Source organism: Geodermatophilus sp. SYSU D01105, from assembly GCF_054050095.1.
In genome coordinates, this window is record NZ_JBJGYR010000035.1 from 24,025 (window position 1) to 42,171 (window position 18,147).

The window sequence follows — 18,147 nt, forward strand, 5'->3', positions numbered from 1 at the left end:
GCTGCTCCAGCGGGCCGCCGGGGGTCCGCCGGCGCACGCGGCGGCCGGGTCCCCGTCATGGCGCTCAGGCTAGGGCCGAGTTCCGTTCTCCACCTAGGAGGTGGCCTATAGTTCCGCCATGTCGAATCCGCGTCGACCCGCTCCCGCGGCGTCCGCGCCACCGGAGGGGCCGACCACCACGTCGGTCGACAACGCGCTCTGGCTGCTGCAGCTCGTGGGTGACCGCCAGGCGCTGCGCGTGGCCGAGGCCGCGGAGCTGCTCGGCGTCGCCCGGTCCACCGCGCACCGGCTGCTCACGGCGCTGCGCCGGCGCGGCTTCGTCACCCAGGACCGGCCCAACGGCGCCTACCGGCCGGGTCCGGCGCTGTACGAGATCGGCCTGGCGGCGGTCAGCCGCATCGACATCCGGCGGGTGGCCCGCCCGGTGCTCGAGCAACTGCGCGAGGAGACCCAGGAGACGGTGAGCCTGGCCCTGCTCGAGGGGACGACCGTGCGCTTCCTCGACTGCGCGGAGAGCCCGCGGTCGGTCCGCGTCGGCAACCGCACCGGCGTCGTGCGGCCAGCGCACGCCTCCGCCGTCGGCAAGGCCATCCTCGCCGGCTTCTCCGACGCCGAGCTCGACCGCCGCTACCCCGACGGCACGCTGCCCCCGGCCCCCACCGCGGCCGCGCACACCCGGCTGGCCGAGCTGCGCGAGGAGCTGGCCGCGATCCGCGCGCAGGGCCACGCGCTCAACTGGGAGGAGACCGCCGACGGCGTGTGCGCGGTGGCCGTCGCCCTCAAGGACACGGTGGGCCAGCCCCTGGCCGGGCTGGGCGTGGCCGCCCCCAGCAGCCGGATGGGCGACGTCGAGGCCATCCGGGCGCTCGCCCCGGCCGTGCGGCGCGGCGCCGCCCTCATCGAGGAGCGGCTCCGGACGCCGTCCTGATCCCGCGGCGTGACCGCCGCGCTCCCGGGTAGGGGCTGCCCATGGCAGCACGAGGACCGGGCGGGTTCGCCGAACGGCTCGGGGCGGAGGTCGCCGAGACCGAGGAGCGTGGCGCGCGGATCGAGTTCGAGGCGCGCGAGGAGCACCTCAACCCGGCCGGCACGCTGCACGGCGGCGTGGTGGCCACGCTCGTGGACACGGCGATGGGCCAGGCGGTCCGCACCACCACCGGCGAGGGCGAGGTGCCCGCCACCAGCCAGCTGACCGTCACCTACCTGCGCCCCGGCAGACCCGGGCCGCTGTCGGTGACCGCCGCGGTGCGGACCCGCGGCGAGCACCTCACCGTCTGCGAGGCCGACGTCGAGCAGGACGGGAAGGCGATCGCCCACGCAGTCGCCACCTTCGCCCTGCTCACCCCTTGACCGCACGGCCCCGGCGTCACGACGCTGCCCGCTGACGACTCGTCAGCGGAGGCCGCGGTGACCCAGCCCTTCGACCAGAGCGGCATCGAGACCGGCCCCGACGGGGTCCGGCACTACACCGGCCTGCCGCCCTCCCTGCTGTCCCTGCTGCGGACCGCGGTGGACCGGCGCCCGGACGGCGTCGCGGTCGCCGGGCTCGGCGGCGAGCGGCTCACCTACCGGCAGCTGGAGGCGCGGGCGCTGCGCGTGGCCGGCGGGCTGCGGGCGGCCGGGGTCCGGCCCGGCGACCGGGTGGCCAACCGGCTGCCCAACGGCCTGGACTGGGTGCTGGTGTTCTGGGGGACGCTGCTGGCCGGGGCGGTCACCGTGCCGGTCAACACCCGGTTCGCCGAGCCGGAGGTCCGCTACGTCGTCGAGGACTCCGGCGCCGCCGTGGTCGTGGAGCCCGGGTCCGCGCTGCCCGACGGCGAGCCCCCGGAGCCGGCAGAGCCGCGGCACGCGGACCTGGCGGCGATCTTCTACACCAGCGGCACCACCGGCTTCCCCAAGGGGGCGATGACCAGCCACGAGAACTTCCTGTCCAACGTCGAGACCTGCCTGCGGGTCATGTCGCTGGACCGGACCGAGCCGTTGACGACGCTGGTCTCGGTGCCGCTGTTCCACGTCACCGGCTGCAACTCCCAGCTGCTGGTCGCCACCGCGGTCGCCGGCACCACGGTGGTGATGCCGGCCTTCGAGGTGGGCGCCTTCCTCCGGGCGATCGAGGAGGAGCGCATCACCCTGCTGGTCACCGTGCCGGCCATCTACTGGCTGGCCCTGCAGCAACCGGGCTTCGCCGGCGTCGACACCTCCTCCGTGCGGGCGGTGACCTACGGCGGTGCGCCGATCGCCCCGGACCTGGTGCACCGCATCCAGCGGGCCTTCCCGACCGCGCAGGTCGGCAACGGCTTCGGGCTCACCGAGACCTCATCGGTGGCGACCTTCCTCCCGCACGAGTACGCCGCCGAGGACGCCGACTCGGTCGGCTTCCCCGCTCCGGTGGTCGAGCTCGACCTGGCCGACGTCGACCCGCGGACCGGCGTCGGCGAGCTCCTGGTCCGCGGCCCCAACGTGGTGTCCGGCTACTGGCGCAAGCCGGAGCAGACCGCCGAGACCTTCGTCGAGGGCTGGTTGCACACCGGCGACCTGGCCCGCATCGACGCCCGGGGCCTGACCTACGTGGTCGACCGGAAGAAGGACATGATCAACCGGGGCGGCGAGAACGTGTACTGCGTGGAGGTGGAGAACGCCCTGGCCGCCCATCCCGACGTCGGGGAGGTCGCCGTGCTCGGCGTGCCCGACCCGATGATGGGCGAGAAGGTCGGCGCGGTCGTCGTCCCGCGGCCGGGCCGGGAGCTCACCGCCGCCGACCTCGTCGCCTTCGCCCGCGAGCGGCTGGCCGACTTCAAGGTGCCGCAGTACCTGGTGCTGCGCACCGACCCGCTGCCCCGCAACCCGGGCGGCAAGGTGCTCAAGCCGCCGCTGCGCGAGCAGGCGGAGTGGCAACCTGTCCAGTGACGTCCGGACCTGTCGGCTGGCGGGTCGCGGCGGTACCGTCGCCCCCGGCCGACCGCCCCCTCCGGTGAGGAACCGCGATGCCCGTCTTCATGATCGAGCGCCGGTACTCCGACGCGCTGGAGCTCACCGCCGACATCGCCGACGGCGTCAACCGGATCAACGCCGACGAGGGTGTGCGCTGGCTGTACTCCTTCCTGTCGGTCGACAAGCGCAAGACCTACTGCCTGTACGAGGCGCCGTCCGCCGACGCCATCCGACGCGCGGCCGTGCGCGCCGGGCTGCCGGCCGACGTGGTCGTCGAGGTCTCGGCGACCGTGCAGCCCGACGGGTCACTGCAACCCGTCTGAGCCGTCCAGCAGGCCGTGCGCGGCGGCGTACATCGCCGCCTGCGTGCGGTTCCCCGCGCCGGTCTTGGCCAGGATGCTGCGCACGTGGTTGGCGACGGTGTTCTCGCTGATCACCAGCCGCGCGGAGATCTCCCGGTTGAGCAGCCCCTCCCCCAGCAGGCGCAACACCTCGGCCTCCCGCGCGGTCAGCCCCGCCGGGCGGGTCGGTGCGGCAGCGGGGCCGGGCACCGCCGCGGGCCCCAGCGCCCGCAGCACCCGGCGCAGGCCGAGGTCCCGGGCCAGCTGCCCGGCCTCCTCGGCCAGCGCGCGGACCCGCCGGCCGGGGTCCCCGTTCCGCCGGAGGTGGTCGGCGAGGGCGGCGAGGCTCTGGGCCCGGTGCACCGCCGCGCCCATCCGGGTGTCCATCTCGACAGCCGCCTCCAGCAGCGGCACGGCCGTGGCCCGGCCGAGCGCGGCGTCGACCTGGCCGAGGTACCGGTCGGCGCTGCCGAACAGCGCGACGAACTGGCCGGCCCGCAGGTTCGTCCCGCTGTACTCGGCGATCCGCGGCCGCAGCGCGCGCAGCACCTCCTCGTCGCCCAGGTGCAACGCCGCCTCCCCGACGAAGGCGAGGACGCAGGGCCACTGGGCGTCCTCGTACCGCTCCAGCCCGCCGTCCACCAGCCAGCGCAGCAACCGGTGCGCCGGGCGGTCCAGCCGCAGCTCGGTGTAGAGGGCCAGCAGGCCCGGCGCCCAGTGCTCCTCCGGGGACTCCTCGCCGCTCACCAGCGCGCGGACGGCCTCCAGCGCCCCGGTCTCCCGCCGCACCATGAACGTCTGCACCGCCGTGGACCCCTCGGTGTCGTCGGTGCCGAAGGTCTCCCCCAGCTCGAGCAGCTGCTCGCAGGTCCGGTCCGCGCCGGTGAAGTCGCCGGCGAGGAACTGGCGGCCGTAGCGGATGCACCCCGCCACGTACTCGAAGTAGGCCTCGCCGGTCGCCCGCGCCATCCGCAGGACGTCCCAGTAGGCCGCGGCCAGCTCCTCGGGGTCGCCCTGCTGGTAGGCGATGGCCGCCCGCCAGAAGCCCGCCGGCCCCAGCGGGCTCGGGTCGCGGATCCGATGCGCCAGCGCGGAGAGCTCGGTGGCCCGGGCCAGCTTCGCGGGGCCGTCCGCGGGGTGCAACCCGTTCCAGAGGCTGGCCTCCAGCACGGCCGCGAGGAGGACGTCGTCGCCCAGCGCCCGCGCCAGCTCGACCGACCGCCGGCCGAGCTCGCCGGCCTGCTCGGTCGCCCCCAGGAAGGCCAGGGCCCGGCCGAGCCCGGCCAGTCCGCGCACGTAGAGCGGGTCGGCCGGGTCGTGCGGCACGCCGCGCAGCGCCTCGGTGAGCAGCTCGACGGCCCGGTGGCCGGGCAGCCCGGGCCGCCAGGACGCCGCCTCGAAGCCGATGGCCGCCGCCAGGCGGTCCCGGGCGGCCGCCGCGCCGGCGACCTCGGCGAAGAGCGCCCGGGCCCGGGCGAAGTCGCCGCCGAGCAGGTGCGCCGAGGCCGCCGACAGCAGCAACCGGTGCCGGTCCGGCGGGTCCGCGGCCAGCGCCGCGGCCTGCTCGAACCACCGCGCGGCGTCCTCGTGGGCCAGGCTCCGCGAGGCGGCCTCCGCGGCCTCGGTCAGGTAGCGCACCGCCTGGTCGGCCGCTCCGAGCGCCGCACCCTGCGCGTAGTGGTGGGCCAGTCGCTGCGTGCGCCGGTCCGACGGTGTCCCGGAGGCCTCCAGGACGGCGGCGACCCGGAGGTGCTCCCGGGCCCGGCGGGTGGCCGGCATGAGGTCGAGCACCGCCTGCCGGGCGAGGCTGTGCGGGAACCGGAATGCGGCCCCGGACGGCTCCAGCAGGCCGAAGGCGACCGCGGTGTCCAGCGCCGCCAGGGTGGTGTCCGCGCTCCACGAGGAGACGGCCAGCACCGTCGCCAGGTCCGGCTCCTCCCCGACGACGGCGGCCAGCTCGAGGGTCTGGCGCTCCGGGGCGGTCAGGCGCTCCAGCCGCCCGGCGGTCATGTCCCGCACCGACAGCGGCGTCGCCGCGGCCGGGTCCGGCACGGCTCCCGGGACGGCCGCGTCGCGCAACAGCTCCCGCAGCAGGAAGGGGTTGCCGCCGGTGCGGTCCCGGAGCAGCGCCGCGCTGACCCGGGCCCGGTGCAGCGGCAGCCGCGCCTCGTGGGCGAGGTACTCGGCGATGTCCTCGGTGTCCAGCCCGCCGAGGTCCAGCCGCCGGACACCGTCGAGCCGGTACAGCTGCGCGATGGTGGCGGTCAGCGCGGCGGAGCGCTCCGGCGCCGTCGTCCGGTGCGTGGCCAGCACCATCAGCGGTGACTCCGCCGTCCGCTCGACCAGGTGGCCCAGCAGCTGCAGCCCGGCGCTGCCCGCCCAGTGCACGTCCTCCAGGGCCAGCACCGCCGGCCCGCTCCGGGTCAGCGTCCGGACGGCGTCCACGGCGGCGTCGTAGAGCTCCCGGCGGGTGTCGGGCTCCGCGCTGTCGTCGGCCCGCCCCACCAGCCGGGACAGCGCCTCGCGGGCACTGCCCGGCTCGACGGCCGGCAGCAGCGCCTCGATGGGCTCGACGAACGGCTGGTAGGGCGGGCCGAGCTCGGCGGCGCAGGTGCCGAGGAGCACCGTCGCCCCCCGGTCGTGGAGCAGCGTGCAGAACTCGGCGAGCAACCGCGACTTGCCGGCCCCGGGCTCACCGCCGAGGAAGGCCACCTGGCGGGCGCCGCCGAGCACCGCCGTCCACAGGTCCTCGAGGCAGGCCAGCTCGCCCCGGCGGCCGACGAAGAACGGGCGCGCGGCCCTCGTCCAGCGCGCCGGCAGGGCCGGCGGCGTCCACCCGGACACCCTCCCGGACGCTAGCCCTCCCCTCGGGGGCTGTCGATGGTCAGAACTGACCCCCGGCGCGCCGTCGCCGATTCGCGCACTTCTGGTCATGTGCGCGTACCGGTGTCCTGCCTAGCGTCGGCCGCACCGACCCGCACCGAGGAGGGGCCATGACCACACAGCTACCGGGGACGCTCGCCGACCGCGTGCGGGGCCAGGTCATCCGGCCGGGGGACGCCGACTACGAGGAGGCGCGCCGGGTCTACAACGGCATGATCGACGCGCACCCCGACCTGGTCGTGCGCTGCGCCGGCACCGACGACGTGGTCGCGGTGGTGCGGTACGCGGCCGAGAGCGGCCGGCCGCTGGCCGTCCGGGGCGGCGGGCACAGCGTGCCCGGCTTCGGCACGGGCGACGGCGCCGTGGTGGCCGACCTGTCGTTGATGCAGGCGGTGGACGTCGACCCCGGGGCGCGGACGGCGTCGGCCGGCGGCGGCACCACCTGGGGCCGGTTCAACGACGCGACCAGTGCCTCGGGGCTGGCCACGACGGGCGGCATCATCTCGACGACCGGGATCGGCGGGCTGACCCTCGGCGGTGGGATCGGCTACCTGTCCCGCGGCTACGGCCTCTCCTGCGACAACCTGCTCGCCGCCGAGGTGGTGACCGCCGAGGGCACCGTGCTCACCGCCGACGAGGACGAGAACAGCGACCTGTTCTGGGCACTGCGCGGCGGTGGCGGCAACTTCGGCGTGGTCACCCGGTTCACCTACCGGCTGCACCCGGTGGAGACCGTCTACGGCGGGCCGGTGTTCTTCGAGCTCTCCGACGCGGCGGCGGTCTTCGCGTTCTTCCGCGACTTCATCCGCGAGGCGCCGCGGGAGTACGGCGGCTTCCCGGCGTTCCAGATCGCTCCGCCGCTGCCCTTCGTGCCGGAGGACCGGGTCGGCGACACCCTCTGCGCGGTGGTGTCCTGCTGGAGCGGTTCGCACGCCGAGGGCGAGCGGGTGGTCGACCGGTTCCGCCAGGTGGCCCGGCCGGTCGCCGAGCACGTCGGCCCGATGCCCTACCCCGCGCTCAACGCCGCCTTCGACCCGCTGGTGCCCCCCGGGCTGCAGCACTACTGGAAGGCCGCGTTCGTCACCGAGCTGACCGACGAGGCGATCGCCGCGCACGTCGAGCACGGCGCCCGCGTACCGGTGGTCAACTCGACGATGCACCTGTACCCGATCAACGGCGCGGTGCACGACGTCGGCCCCGACGCCACCGCCTTCGGCCACCGCGACGCCACGTTCGCCACCGTCATCGCCGGGATGTGGCCCGACCCGGGGCAGAACGAGGCCAACACCCGCTGGGTGCGCGACTACTACGCGGCGATCGCGCCGCACTCCGAGCCCGGTGGCTACACCAACTTCGCCTCCGGCGACGACCAGTCCAAGGTCGCCGAGAACTACGGGGCGAACTACGAGCGGCTGCGCGAGGTCAAGCGCCGCTACGACCCGGACAACCTGTTCCGCCTCAACCAGAACATCCGGCCGTGAGGAGGCCGCTGTGCAGTCCATCGCGCGCACCGACCTGCCGGTGGAGATCGAGGGCAACGGGGTCGACTTCCGGGCCCAGCGCTTCGGGGACATGACCATCGCCTGGGTGCGGCTGCCCGCCGGCACGGACCTGCGACCGGCCCTGGCCGGCCTCCCCGGGGACCGCTGCCCCTGCCCGCACTGGGGGTACGTGATCAGCGGTCGCCTCGAGATGCACGGCGAGGGCGGGGTCACCACCTACGAGGCCGGCCGGGCCTTCTACTGGGAGCCCGGCCACGCCCCGGTGGCCCTGACCGACTGCGAGTACGTCGACGTCTCGCCGTCCGAGGAGCTCGAGGCGGTGGTGCGGCACATCCAGGGCGGCTGAGGCCGGGCCGCCCGGGGACGGACGGGGCGCCGACGACGCCGTCCCGCCCGTCCCGAGGAGTGGGCGGAATGCGGTACCGGGGCGGGGTGTTGGCGGTCACATGGCCACCGCACGCTGGAACGGGACCGTCCTCGCCGAGTCCGACGACATCGTCACCGTCGAGGGCAACGCCTACTTCCCCCGGGACGCCGTCCGGGACGAGGTCCTGCGCCCGTCGGAGACGACGACGTTCTGCCCGTGGAAGGGGACGGCGTCCTACTACTCGCTCGTGGTGGACGGGGAGACCAACCGCGACGCGGCCTGGTTCTACCCGGAGCCCAAGGACGCGGCGAAGGAGATCACCGGCCGCGTCGCGTTCTGGCGCGGCGTCGAGGTCAGCTGACCGGGACGACCGTGGGAGAGGGGCCGCTGGCCGGCAGGCCGGCGGCCCCTGTCCGGTTCAGCTGCCCAGCCGGGCCTTGAGCAGCGCCTTGCCCTGGTCGGCGCCCTTGCGGCTGTCGGCCTGCGCCTTGCGGAACAGCTCCGCGACCTCCCGGTCGCCGTCTCGCTCCGCGTCCTGGATGTAGGTCTCCAGCCGCAGGGCGTTGCTCAGGCACTGCTCGGTGAACCAGACCAGGTTGTAGTCCTTGTCCTTGGTGCCGGTGACGTGCCCGGTCTCCTGGGTGCCGGTCATGGCGCTCCTCCTCGACGTCGGTGCGATCCCCTGCACGTCGGAGCCCGTCGACCCCGCAGGCGCCGAGCGGCTCCGGCGACCCCAGTCCACCGCATCGGCGGCTGGGCCACCAGGGCCGCCGTCCGCCGTCAGCGCGGCTGGGCGCCGGCCAGCTCGCGGGCGGCCGCGGCGTCGGCCGGGTCGAGGGTCCGGGCCCGCTCCTGGCGCTCGATCAGCCGCTGGAAGAGCGCCCACGCCTCGGCGGGGGTCACGTCGAGCGCCTCGGCGATCTGCGCCCACGTCGCACCGCCGCGCAACGCGGCCCGGAAGCCGACCAGCTGGCTGTCGTGGGCCTTGCGGGCCACCACCTCGCCGAGGGCCAGCAGCTCCAGGGACTCGGGCACGTCCAGCGAGGTGGTGGTGTCCTTCAGCGAGCTCCAGTCGTCCGCGTCGGCCTCGGCGGCGGTGTTGAGGGTGGTCGCGCCGCTGTCCCGCCGGCTCAGGAAGTCCAGGCGGGTCACGGCCGTCGTCACGGAGAACTCACGTTCGAGGTCACCGGGTGTGATGCGCATGAGGCATCCCATCCCCGGGGCGCTCGGCGGGTCAAACCGGTGTGTCACGCAGATCTCATCCGCGGGGACACCGCCCGTTCCTCCCCGGGACGCCGCGAGGGCCCGCACCCCGTGGGGTGCGGGCCCTCGTCGGCTCGAGCCGATCAGCTCTCGCTGTCGACGCCCACGGCCTCCTTGGCCAGGGCGGCCAGCCGGGTCTGCGTCGCGCTCACGATGCTGGACCGGTTCTTGTGGGTCTCCTCGTAGCGGATGACCACGTTCAGGTCGTGCGCGGTGGTCAGCTGCTTGACGGCCTTGATCGCGTCCTGCGTGGACATCGAGTCGTAGCCCTTGATGGGCAGCTCGTCGGCCGAGACGTCGCCGAGCTCCTCACGGGCGGCCTTGGCGGCGTCGGCGGCCTCGGTGTTGCCCTCGCGCCGGGCGATCCGCTCGGCCCGGCGCAGCGCGGCGCTGCGGCCGACGGTGAGGGTCTCGCGGACGGCGTCGGTGAAGGAGCTGGCCTTGCCGGCGACCTGGCCGAGCTTCTGACCGGCCTCCTCGCGGCGCTGGTGCGCGGTCTCGAGGGCCTCGTTCACCCGGTTGGCCCAGAAGCGGACCGGGGCGTTGGCCACGCGGACCGCGCCACCGGCGACGCGCTGGAACGGGGTCGGCTGCAGTGCGGCCGGGCCGCCCAGCGCCTCCTCGGCCAGCACGACGGTGAGCCACTCGACGGTGGCCTCGTGGGCGGTGATGAGCCGCTCGGCCAGCTGGCGGACCTTCGGCAGCTGCGCCTTGTCGGCCAGCACCTTCAGGTAGGTGGCACGGTCGAGCAGCTGGTGCTCGAGCTGCAGGTCCTGCAGCAGCGCCTCCTCGACCGGCCCGCTCTGCTCGAGGGTGGCCTTGACGAGGGCGGACAGGCGCCCGACGGCGGGGGTGACGACGTCGGGCACGCCACCGAGGTCGCGCAGCTGCTCGGTGATCGCCTGCGTCCGCTCGGCCGCGTGGTCGGCGTTCTGGCTGAGCTCCCGGCGGACGGCGTCGGTACGCGCCTGCGAGACGCGGGTGCGCGCGACCTGCTCCTCGGTCTGGGTCAGCAGCACGAGGGCGCGGAGCTGGTTGATGATCCTGGCCGTGTCGGCCGTGAGTCGGGTGTCGGTCATGACGGGGGTCTCCAGACATCGGGGATGACCTGACGCCACAAGGCATGCCCCGCCGACCGACGCCGCTAACTCCTGCAAGCGGATTGCTAGCAGTGAACCGCGTCACGTCCTCGGGGGCGCCGGTCATCGACCCTCGCCCCCGAGGGGTCCCTCACCGGGCCGGGACGGCGGGCTTCGCGGGGCGCTCGAGCCGCAGCACCGGCTGGGTCAGCTCGTCGGCCAGCGGCGACCGCGGGCGGGGCGCCGGGCGGGGGGACGGCGGAACGGCCGTGCCGCAGCCGACACAGAACCGACCGCGCTGGTCGGCAGCCCCACAGGAAGCGCAGGTCATGGGGTCCTCCTCGTTCTCGGAAGTCCGGGCGACTCTCGCCGGACGGGAACCCTGCCAGGCCCGACGCCCGCGGCACCCCCGCGCGGGATGCGTGTGACGACACGTCACTGGACCGTCATGCAGGAGGTCCCCCGGTCACGGACGCCCTCGGCGCACGCCCGCTCCCGGGAGGTCGGCCAGGGCGAGGGCGAGGACCAGCGCCGCGTGCCGCCCGGGGGCGTGCACGTCCCCGATGAGCTCCTCGATCCGCTGCAGCCGCAGGTACAGCGTCTGCCGCCGCAGCCGCAGCGCGTCGGCCGTCCGCACCTTCGACGACGAGTGCGCCAGGTAGGTCCGCAGCGTGTGCACCAGCTCGCTGCCGGAGGCGGCGTCGTGGGCGACCAGCCGGCCGATCTCCTCGGTGACGAGCTGCTCGGCCAGCTGCTCGCGGCGGACCCCGTCGAGCAGCAGCCGGGCGGTCATCGCCCCGGCCGCGACGACGCGCTCGCCGGCGCCGGCCAGGTGCAGGGCGCTGCGCGCGCGGCCGACCGAGCGGTCGACGTCCTCCAGCCGGCCCACGACGGTGCCGGCGACCACGCGCGCCGAGGGCACGCCCAGGGCGTCGACGGCGGCGAGCACCGCCCGCGCGGCGGCGAGCACCGCCGACGTCCGGACGACGGCCGCGACATCGCCCCCCACGTCGGCCACCAGCGCGGTGCCGGGCGCCAGCGCCCCGCCCACCGCCCGGACCACGCCGTCGAGGTCGGCGTCCCCAAGGTCGGTGACCAGCAGCGCGGCGTACCGACCGTCCGCCGGGAACGGCAGGCCCAGCACGCGCGCCCGGGTGACCAGCTCGCCGGGCGTGCGCCAGCGCCGCTCGCTGAGGTCGGCCAGCAGCTGGCGGCGACGGTCGTCGAGGTCACCGCCCACGGCCGACCGCAGCAGGGACAGGCCCAGCGCCTCCGCGCCGTAGGACGCCACCACCGGCAGCGCCGGGTCGTCGGGCCGCCCGGGCGGCAGCACCGCGACCTGGCCCCAGTGCCGCTCCAGCAGGACGACGTCGCGGCGCGCCACCGGCCGGCCGGACCGCCGGGCCGCACCGGGCGCCTGCCCCGCCGCGGCCACCAGGGCGCCGTCGGCCGTGGTGACCACGACCGGGGCTCCGGCGAGCTCGGCCATGACCGCGGTCAGCTCCTGTGGGCCGGCGCCGTCGAGCAGCGCGTCGGTCAGCACCTGGCGCACGTCGCGGTCCCGGCGGGAGCTCGCGGCGGCGCGCTCCATGAGCAGCGTCTGGATCTGCTCGGTGATGTCGACGAAGGGCACGATCTCGCGCAGCACGACCAGCGGCAGGGCGTGCCGCCGGCAGGCGGCGACCAGCGCGGCGGGCGCCTCCGGGAACGTCCAGCCCAGCTCGAGGGCCAGCGCCGCGACCCCGCGCTCGGCCAGGGCGGCGACGTAGGCGGCCTCCCCCACCGCCCCGCGGCCGCCGATGCCCAGGCCCGTGGTGAGCAGCAGCTCCCCGCCCCGCAGCAGGTAGGCCGCCTCGGCGAGCTCGCTGGTGTGCACCCAGCGCACCGGCCGGTCGAGCAGGTCGGACCCGACGACGACCTCCGGCGCGGCGCGCTGCAGGGCGTCGACCCCGAGGACCTCGCGCAGCGTCGTCAGCACAGGGGGAGTCCACCAACGACCGGACAGAACGTCCAGTCCGGACCGGCCAACTCGCCACAGGACGTCCATGGAGCCGGCGGGCCGGTCCGGCCACGATGACTCCCGCGCGCGGGTTCGGCACCGCGCCCGGGAGGAGATCGAGTTCGTGAAGCCAGCCCCGTTCGACTACCTCGCGCCCACCACGGTCGAGGAGACCCTCGCCGTGCTGCGGGAGCACGGCGACGACGCCAAGGTCCTGGCCGGCGGCCAGAGCCTGGTGCCGATGCTCAACTTCCGGCTCGCCCGGCCGGCGGTGCTCGTCGACGTCAACTCCGTCGCGGGGCTCGACGAGGTCGCCGTCGACGGCGAGACGCTCACCCTCGGCGCCACCGTGCGCCAGCGGGCGCTGGAGACGCGGCTGCCCGACCGGCTGCCGCCGTCCTCCGCGTGGACGCTGCTGCCACGGGCCGTCGCCCACGTCGGGCACAAGCAGATCCGCGCGCGCGGGACGGTGGGCGGCAGCCTCGCGCACGCCGACCCCGCCGCGGAGCTGCCGGCCGCGGTCACCGCGCTGGGCGCCACCTTCTGCCTGCGCAGCGCGGAGGGTGAGCGCGAGGTCGGCCCCGACGAGTTCTTCGAGGGCTTCTTCACCACCTGCCTGGCTCCCGAGGAGCTGCTCGTCGCCGTCCGCTTCCCCGCGTGGCCGGCCGGCACGGGCACCTCCTTCCTGGAGGTCAGCCGCCGCCGGGGCGACTTCGCCCAGGTCGCGGTCGCCGCCGCCGTCACCGTGGACGACGGCCGGATCACCAGGGCCGGGGTGGCCCTCGCCGGCGTGGCCGCCGGCACCGTGGACGCGCAGGACCTCGTCGCCGGGCTGGTCGGCCAGGAACCGGCGCCCGCCACGTTCGCCGGCCTGGCCGCCGACTACGCCGCCACCCTGGACCCGCCGCCGGACGTGCACGGCCCCGCGGAGTACCGCCGGGCGCTGGCCGCCCACCTGCTGGAGCGCGCGCTCACCGAGGCGACCGGCACGTCCACCGCCACGGCGGCCTGACCGTGCCGCCGCTGACCGCAGCACCCGACCCGACCAGTGCGCCGGCTCCGGCCGGCCGAGGAGGAGAGCAGACGATGCACGTCGAGGACCGCCCGGCCGTGCCGACCGGCACGCCCGTCGCGGAACGGCAGATCCGGGTCACGGTCAACGGGACCGTCCACGAGCGGACCGTGTCGGTGCGGCGCTCGCTGGCCGACTTCCTGCGCGAGGACCTCGGGCTGACCGGCACGCACGTCGGGTGCGAGCACGGCGTGTGCGGTGCCTGCACCGTGCTGATGGACGGCGAACCGATCCGGGCCTGCCTGATGTTCGCCGTCCAGGGCGACGGCGCGGCCTTCACGACCGTGGAGGGCCTGGCCGACGGCGAGCGGCTGCACCCGATCCAGCAGGCGTTCTGGGACCACCACGGCCTGCAGTGCGGCTTCTGTACCCCGGGCATCCTGCTGACCACCTACGACTTCCTGCGGGACAACCGCGGAGCCGACGAGGCCGAGATCCGCGAGGCGCTGTCGGGCAACCTCTGCCGGTGCACCGGCTACCAGGGGATCGTCCGCTCCGTCCAGGCCGCCGACGAGACCTGGGAGCGCTGACATGGGCGTGCAGACGATCGGCGCCAGCGTCCCGCGCCAGGAGGACCCTCGGCTGCTGCGCGGCGAGGCGGCCTACGTCGACGACCTCCGCGTGCCGGGGCTGCAGCACATGGCGGTGCTGCGCAGCCCGCACGCCCACGCCCGGCTGCTGTCGGTCGACGTGCGCGCCGCCCGCGAGCTGCCCGGGGTCGTCGACGCCTTCACCGCCGCCGACCTGGGTCCCGGGCCCCCGGCGATCCCCGCCCTGTTCGCGCTCGAGACCTTCCACCCCGCGCCGCAGCACCCCCTGGCCGTCGACACCGTCCGGTTCGTCGGCGAGCCGGTGGCCGTCGTGGTCGCCGAGAGCCGGCACGTCGCCGAGGACGCCCTCGAGCTGATCGAGGTCGAGTACGAGCCGCTCGAGGCGGTCGTCGACGCCCTCGAGGCCATCGCGCCGGGCGCCCCGGTCCTGCACCCCAACGCGCCGGACAACGTGGCCGCCCGCTCGGTCTACGAGTACGGCGACGTCGACGCCGCCTTCGCCGCCGCCGACCGGGTGGTCCGCGAGCGGCTGGACATGCAGCGCTACACGGGCATCCCGCTGGAGACCCGCGGCGTCGTGGCCTCGCGGGACGCCGTCACCGGTGAGCTCACCGTCTGGGACTCCACGCAGTGGCCGCACACGGTGCGCACCATCCTCGCCGGGATGCTGGGCGTGCCGGTGCGCGCGATCCGCGTGCTCATCCCCGACATCGGCGGCGGGTTCGGCGTCAAGGCCGACTTCAACGCCGAGGACTTCCTCGTGCCCTTCGCCGCCGCCCGCACCGGCCGGCCGGTCAAGTGGATCGAGGACCGCAACGAGCACTTCCTGTCCATCGCGCACTCGCGCGAGCAGGTCCACGAGGTGGAGATCGCGCTGCGCGCCGACGGCACGATCCTCGGCCTGCGGGCGCGGCACGTCACCGACTGCGGGGCCTACCAACGGCCGCTCGGCGTCATCAACGCCTCGCTGGCCGCCACCAGCCTGGGCGGGGTCTACCGGGTGCCCGCCTACCGGGTGGAGGCGGTGTGCGCCTCCACCAACAAGGCACCGGCGTCGCCCTACCGCGGCGCGGGTGCGCCCGAGTCGACGTTCGCGCGGGAGCGGCTGCTCGACATCGTCGCCCGCGAGCTGTGCATCGACCGCGCCGAGCTGCGCCGGAAGAACCTGCTCACCCCCGAGGAGCTGCCCTTCGACACGGGGCTGGCGTCGCTGGAGGCGGCCGTCGTCCTGGACAGCGGCGACTTCCCGGCCGGGCTGGACAAGGCCCTCGAGATGGTCGACTACGCCGGGTTCGCCGCCCGTCAGCACGCCGCCCGGGCGGAGGGCCGGCTGATCGGCCTGGGGATCTGCGTCTACCACCAGATCACCGGGCCGGGCCCGTTCGAGGGCGGCAGCGTGCGGGTGGACCCCACCGGCGAGGTCACGATCGTCTCCGGTGCCGCCCCGATGGGTCAGGGGACGGCGACCATGCTGTCCCAGATCGCCGCCGACGAGCTGCAGGTGCCGCACGACTCGATCAAGGTGGTGTTCGGCGACACCGGCCGGCTGCCCTTCGGCATGGGCACCTACGCCAGCCGCAACGCGGTCATGGCCGGCTCGGCCGTGGTGCTGGCCGCCCGCACGGTGCGGGAGAAGGCCGAGGAGCTGGCCGCGCACCTGCTCGAGGCCGACCCGGCCGACCTGGTGCTGGAGGACGGCTCCTTCGCGGTCAAGGGCGTGCCGTCCGCGTCGGTGACCTGGGCGCAGGTGGCGGCGGCCGCGAGTCCCGGCGGGAGCCGGCCGGCGGGCATGGCGCCCGACCTCGAGTCGGTGCAGTACTTCGAGAACACGGCCGCGCCGTACTCCTACGGCATCCACGTCGCCGAGGTGGAGGTCGACCCCGACACCGGCTACACGACCGTCGAGCGGTACGTGGTGGTCAACGACGCCGGCACGATCATCAACCCGCGCAACGCCGAGGGGCAGATCGTCGGCGGGGTGGCCCAGGGCCTGGGCGGGGCGCTGATGGAGGAGCTCGTCTACGCCCCCGACGGCCAGCCGCAGTCGACGTCGTTCATGGACTACCTGATGCCCGGGTCGCTGGACGTGCCCGACGTCGAGATCGGCCACCTGGAGTCCCCGTCCCCACTGAACCCGCTGGGTGTCAAGGGCATGGGCGAGGGCGGCGCGATCGGCGGCCACTCCGCGGTGGCCAACGCCGTCGCCGACGCCATCGAGCACCTCGGCGTCCGGGTCACGCGGACCCCGCTCAAACCGGCGGTCGTGTGGCAGCTGCTGCGGTCGGCGGGGGCGCCGGAGTGAGTCCGTCGACGCCGGTCACGGTGCTGTCCCGGGCCACCGTCGTCACCATGGACGCCGAGCGCCGGGTGCTCACCGACGGCGCGGTGGCCTTCTCCGACGAACTGCTCGCCGTCGGCCCGACCGCGGAGGTGCTCGCCGCGCACCCGGGCGCGGAGATGGTCGACTGCGCGGGCCGGCTGGTGCTCCCGGGCTTCGTCAACACCCACACCCACCTGTTCCAGACCCTGCTCAAGGGGCTGGGGGACGACCGGGTGCTGTCGGACTGGTTCCTGACGATGACCGGCCCCTCGGCGGTCGAGCTGACCCCCGAGGACTGCTACGCCGGCGCGCTGCACGGCTGCGCGGAGGCCCTGACCACCGGCACGACCACGCTCCTCGACTTCATGTACGTGCACCCGCGCCCCGGGCTCGGGGACGCCGTCGCCTCGGCGATGGACGACGTCGGCATCCGGGGCGTGATGGCCCGGGGCTACATGACGGCGGGGGCGGACGTCGGTGCCCCGGCGCAGCTGGTGCAGCCGCTGGACGACGCGCTGGCCGACGCGCAGCGGCTGATCGGCGCCCACAACCGGCCCGGGTCCCGGGTGACCGTCGGGCTGGCCCCGTGCATGAGCTGGACGGTGGACGAGGCGACACTGCGGGAGACCCGCGCCCTGGCCGACGCCACGGGGGCGCTGGTCACCATGCACCTCGCCGAGTCACCGTTCGACGTCGAGGAGTCCGTCCGCCGCTTCGGGGTGCGCGACGTGCCGTTCGCCGCGGAGACCGGGCTGCTCGGCCCGGACCTGCTGGCGGCGCACTGCGTCCAGGTCGACGTCCACGACCTGGACCTGCTGCAGGAGACCGACACCAAGGTGTCGCACAACCCGTGCTCCAACCTCTACCTCGGGTCGGGCTTCGCGCCGGTGCCGGCGATGCACCGGCGCGGCATCACCGTGGGCCTCGCGTCGGACGGCCCGGCCTCGTCGTCGAACCACTCGATGCTGCAGGCGATGAAGTTCGCGGCGCTCCTGCACAAGGGGGTGCACCGCAACCCGGAGGTCATGACCGCCGAGAAGGCGCTGGAGATGGCCACCATCGACGGTGCCCGCGCCCTGGGCATGGCGGACTCGATCGGCTCGCTGGAGGTCGGCAAGCGGGCCGACGTCGTGGTGCTGGACCTGACCAACCTCTGCGCCACGCCGGTGCACGCGGCGGTCTCGTCCCTGGTCTACAGCCAGCGGGGCGACGAGGTCGAGCGGGTCTACGTCGACGGCCGGCTGGTGGTGTCCGGCGGTGCGCTGACGACGGCGGACGAGGCCGACGTCCGTGCCCGGTCGACGGCGGCGGCCACCGCGCTGGCCGCCCGCGCCGGCACCGACCGGTTCGCCGTCCGCGGGTGGCGGTCGCTGGTCGGCGCCTGAGGACCCCGCACTGGCCGTCGCCGCCGTCCCCCGTGGCGGGGCGGCCGGTGCGGTCACCGCCGGACTCCCAGCCTGTTCGCAGCCGGGCCACAGGCCGGCGGCGCAGACTCCCCTCCCCCGACACCGGAGGTGGGAAGCGTGCGGATGTCCCTGTTCACCCTCGTGTACCTGGCGGTCGGCCTGGTCGTGGCCCTCACCCAGGGCTACAACAGCGTCGCCGGGATCTCGGAGGTCCTGTCGCTGGTCGTGGCGGTCATCCTGTGGCCGCTGGTGCTGTTCGGCATCGACCTGCACCTGCCGCCGATCGCGACCTAGCGCCTGGCGGGCGGTCGTGGTCCCCGGGGACGCGACCGGGCGCCCCGCCGGGGGGGGGGGGGGGCCGGGGGCGGTGGGGGGGGGGGGCGGGGGGGGCCCGCGCCCCGCCCGAGGCGGTGTCGGGCCCGGTGGGGTTGAG

At 75.3% G+C, this 18,147-nt stretch carries 18 protein-coding genes; 12 read left to right on the forward strand and 6 right to left on the reverse strand.

Translation table 11 applies throughout. The features are described 5' to 3' along the window. The first annotated feature begins 118 nt into the window (after positions 1-118). The 4 genes from ACI79I_RS23000 (at position 119) to ACI79I_RS23015 (ending at position 3,254) form a co-directional block, all read left to right on the forward strand. Positions 119-928, forward strand: coding sequence for an IclR family transcriptional regulator (locus ACI79I_RS23000; RefSeq protein WP_456994650.1), 810 nt, complete (start codon positions 119-121; stop codon positions 926-928). A gap of 41 nt (positions 929-969) precedes the next feature. Continuing rightward, positions 970-1,350: a PaaI family thioesterase gene (locus tag ACI79I_RS23005; protein WP_456994652.1), complete on the forward strand. Its 381-nt coding sequence runs from the start codon at positions 970-972 to the stop codon at positions 1,348-1,350. 57 nt (positions 1,351-1,407) lie between these two features. Then, positions 1,408-2,907: a class I adenylate-forming enzyme family protein gene (locus ACI79I_RS23010; protein ID WP_456994654.1), complete on the forward strand. Its 1,500-nt coding sequence runs from the start codon at positions 1,408-1,410 to the stop codon at positions 2,905-2,907. A 77-nt stretch (positions 2,908-2,984) separates the two neighbouring features. Next, complete coding sequence (locus tag ACI79I_RS23015) at positions 2,985-3,254, forward strand: DUF4242 domain-containing protein (protein ID WP_456994656.1); 270 nt, start codon at positions 2,985-2,987, stop codon at positions 3,252-3,254. Here the strand turns inward: ACI79I_RS23015 and ACI79I_RS23020 are convergent. Then, entirely contained in the window at positions 3,237-6,116 is a 2,880-nt protein-coding gene (locus ACI79I_RS23020) for a helix-turn-helix transcriptional regulator (protein ID WP_456994658.1), read from the reverse strand. The genes ACI79I_RS23015 and ACI79I_RS23020 overlap by 18 nt on opposite strands. A gap of 149 nt (positions 6,117-6,265) precedes the next feature. Between ACI79I_RS23020 and ACI79I_RS23025 the strand changes: the two genes are divergently transcribed. The 3 genes from ACI79I_RS23025 (at position 6,266) to ACI79I_RS23035 (ending at position 8,385) form a co-directional block, all read left to right on the forward strand. Further along, positions 6,266-7,636 (forward strand): FAD-binding oxidoreductase, encoded by a 1,371-nt coding sequence (locus ACI79I_RS23025; RefSeq protein WP_456994660.1) that lies wholly within the window; start codon positions 6,266-6,268, stop codon positions 7,634-7,636. A 10-nt stretch (positions 7,637-7,646) separates the two neighbouring features. Continuing rightward, positions 7,647-8,003 (forward strand): hypothetical protein, encoded by a 357-nt coding sequence (locus ACI79I_RS23030; protein WP_456994662.1) that lies wholly within the window; start codon positions 7,647-7,649, stop codon positions 8,001-8,003. Positions 8,004-8,103: 100 nt separating this feature from the next. Beyond that, the gene (locus ACI79I_RS23035) at positions 8,104-8,385 is read left to right on the forward strand and encodes a DUF427 domain-containing protein (RefSeq protein WP_456994664.1); all 282 of its coding nucleotides are present in this window, start codon (positions 8,104-8,106) and stop codon (positions 8,383-8,385) included. Positions 8,386-8,442: 57 nt separating this feature from the next. Here ACI79I_RS23035 and ACI79I_RS23040 read toward each other — a convergent pair whose 3' ends face one another. The 5 genes from ACI79I_RS23040 to ACI79I_RS23060 all read right to left on the reverse strand — a co-directional run bounded on the left by ACI79I_RS23040 (position 8,443) and on the right by ACI79I_RS23060 (position 12,344). Continuing rightward, entirely contained in the window at positions 8,443-8,676 is a 234-nt protein-coding gene (locus ACI79I_RS23040; protein WP_456994666.1) for a hypothetical protein, read from the reverse strand. A gap of 128 nt (positions 8,677-8,804) precedes the next feature. Next, entirely contained in the window at positions 8,805-9,227 is a 423-nt protein-coding gene (locus ACI79I_RS23045) for a hypothetical protein (protein ID WP_456994668.1), read from the reverse strand. Between the two features lie 143 nt (positions 9,228-9,370). Continuing rightward, the gene (locus ACI79I_RS23050; RefSeq protein ID WP_456994670.1) at positions 9,371-10,366 is read right to left on the reverse strand and encodes a ferritin-like domain-containing protein; all 996 of its coding nucleotides are present in this window, start codon (positions 10,364-10,366) and stop codon (positions 9,371-9,373) included. Positions 10,367-10,517: 151 nt separating this feature from the next. Then, a complete protein-coding gene (locus ACI79I_RS23055) occupies positions 10,518-10,697 on the reverse strand; it encodes a hypothetical protein (RefSeq protein WP_456994672.1) in 180 nt (59 codons plus the stop codon). 135 nt (positions 10,698-10,832) lie between these two features. Further along, the gene (locus ACI79I_RS23060) at positions 10,833-12,344 is read right to left on the reverse strand and encodes a PucR family transcriptional regulator (RefSeq protein WP_456994674.1); all 1,512 of its coding nucleotides are present in this window, start codon (positions 12,342-12,344) and stop codon (positions 10,833-10,835) included. Between the two features lie 145 nt (positions 12,345-12,489). Between ACI79I_RS23060 and ACI79I_RS23065 the strand changes: the two genes are divergently transcribed. The 5 genes from ACI79I_RS23065 (at position 12,490) to ACI79I_RS23085 (ending at position 18,008) form a co-directional block, all read left to right on the forward strand. Continuing rightward, a complete protein-coding gene (locus tag ACI79I_RS23065; protein WP_456994676.1) occupies positions 12,490-13,377 on the forward strand; it encodes an FAD binding domain-containing protein in 888 nt (295 codons plus the stop codon). A gap of 74 nt (positions 13,378-13,451) precedes the next feature. Then, a complete protein-coding gene (locus ACI79I_RS23070; protein ID WP_456994678.1) occupies positions 13,452-13,967 on the forward strand; it encodes a (2Fe-2S)-binding protein in 516 nt (171 codons plus the stop codon). Between the two features lies 1 nt (position 13,968). Further along, entirely contained in the window at positions 13,969-16,290 is a 2,322-nt protein-coding gene (locus ACI79I_RS23075) for a xanthine dehydrogenase family protein molybdopterin-binding subunit (protein WP_456994680.1), read from the forward strand. Continuing rightward, positions 16,287-17,693 carry an amidohydrolase family protein gene (locus ACI79I_RS23080; RefSeq protein WP_456994682.1) on the forward strand — a complete coding sequence of 469 codons (1,407 nt, stop codon included), beginning with the start codon at positions 16,287-16,289 and terminating at the stop codon, positions 17,691-17,693. Before ACI79I_RS23075 ends, ACI79I_RS23080 begins: the two co-directional genes overlap by 4 nt. A 138-nt stretch (positions 17,694-17,831) precedes the next feature. Next, positions 17,832-18,008, forward strand: coding sequence for a hypothetical protein (locus tag ACI79I_RS23085; RefSeq protein WP_456994684.1), 177 nt, complete (start codon positions 17,832-17,834; stop codon positions 18,006-18,008). Positions 18,009-18,147: the final 139 nt, after the last annotated feature.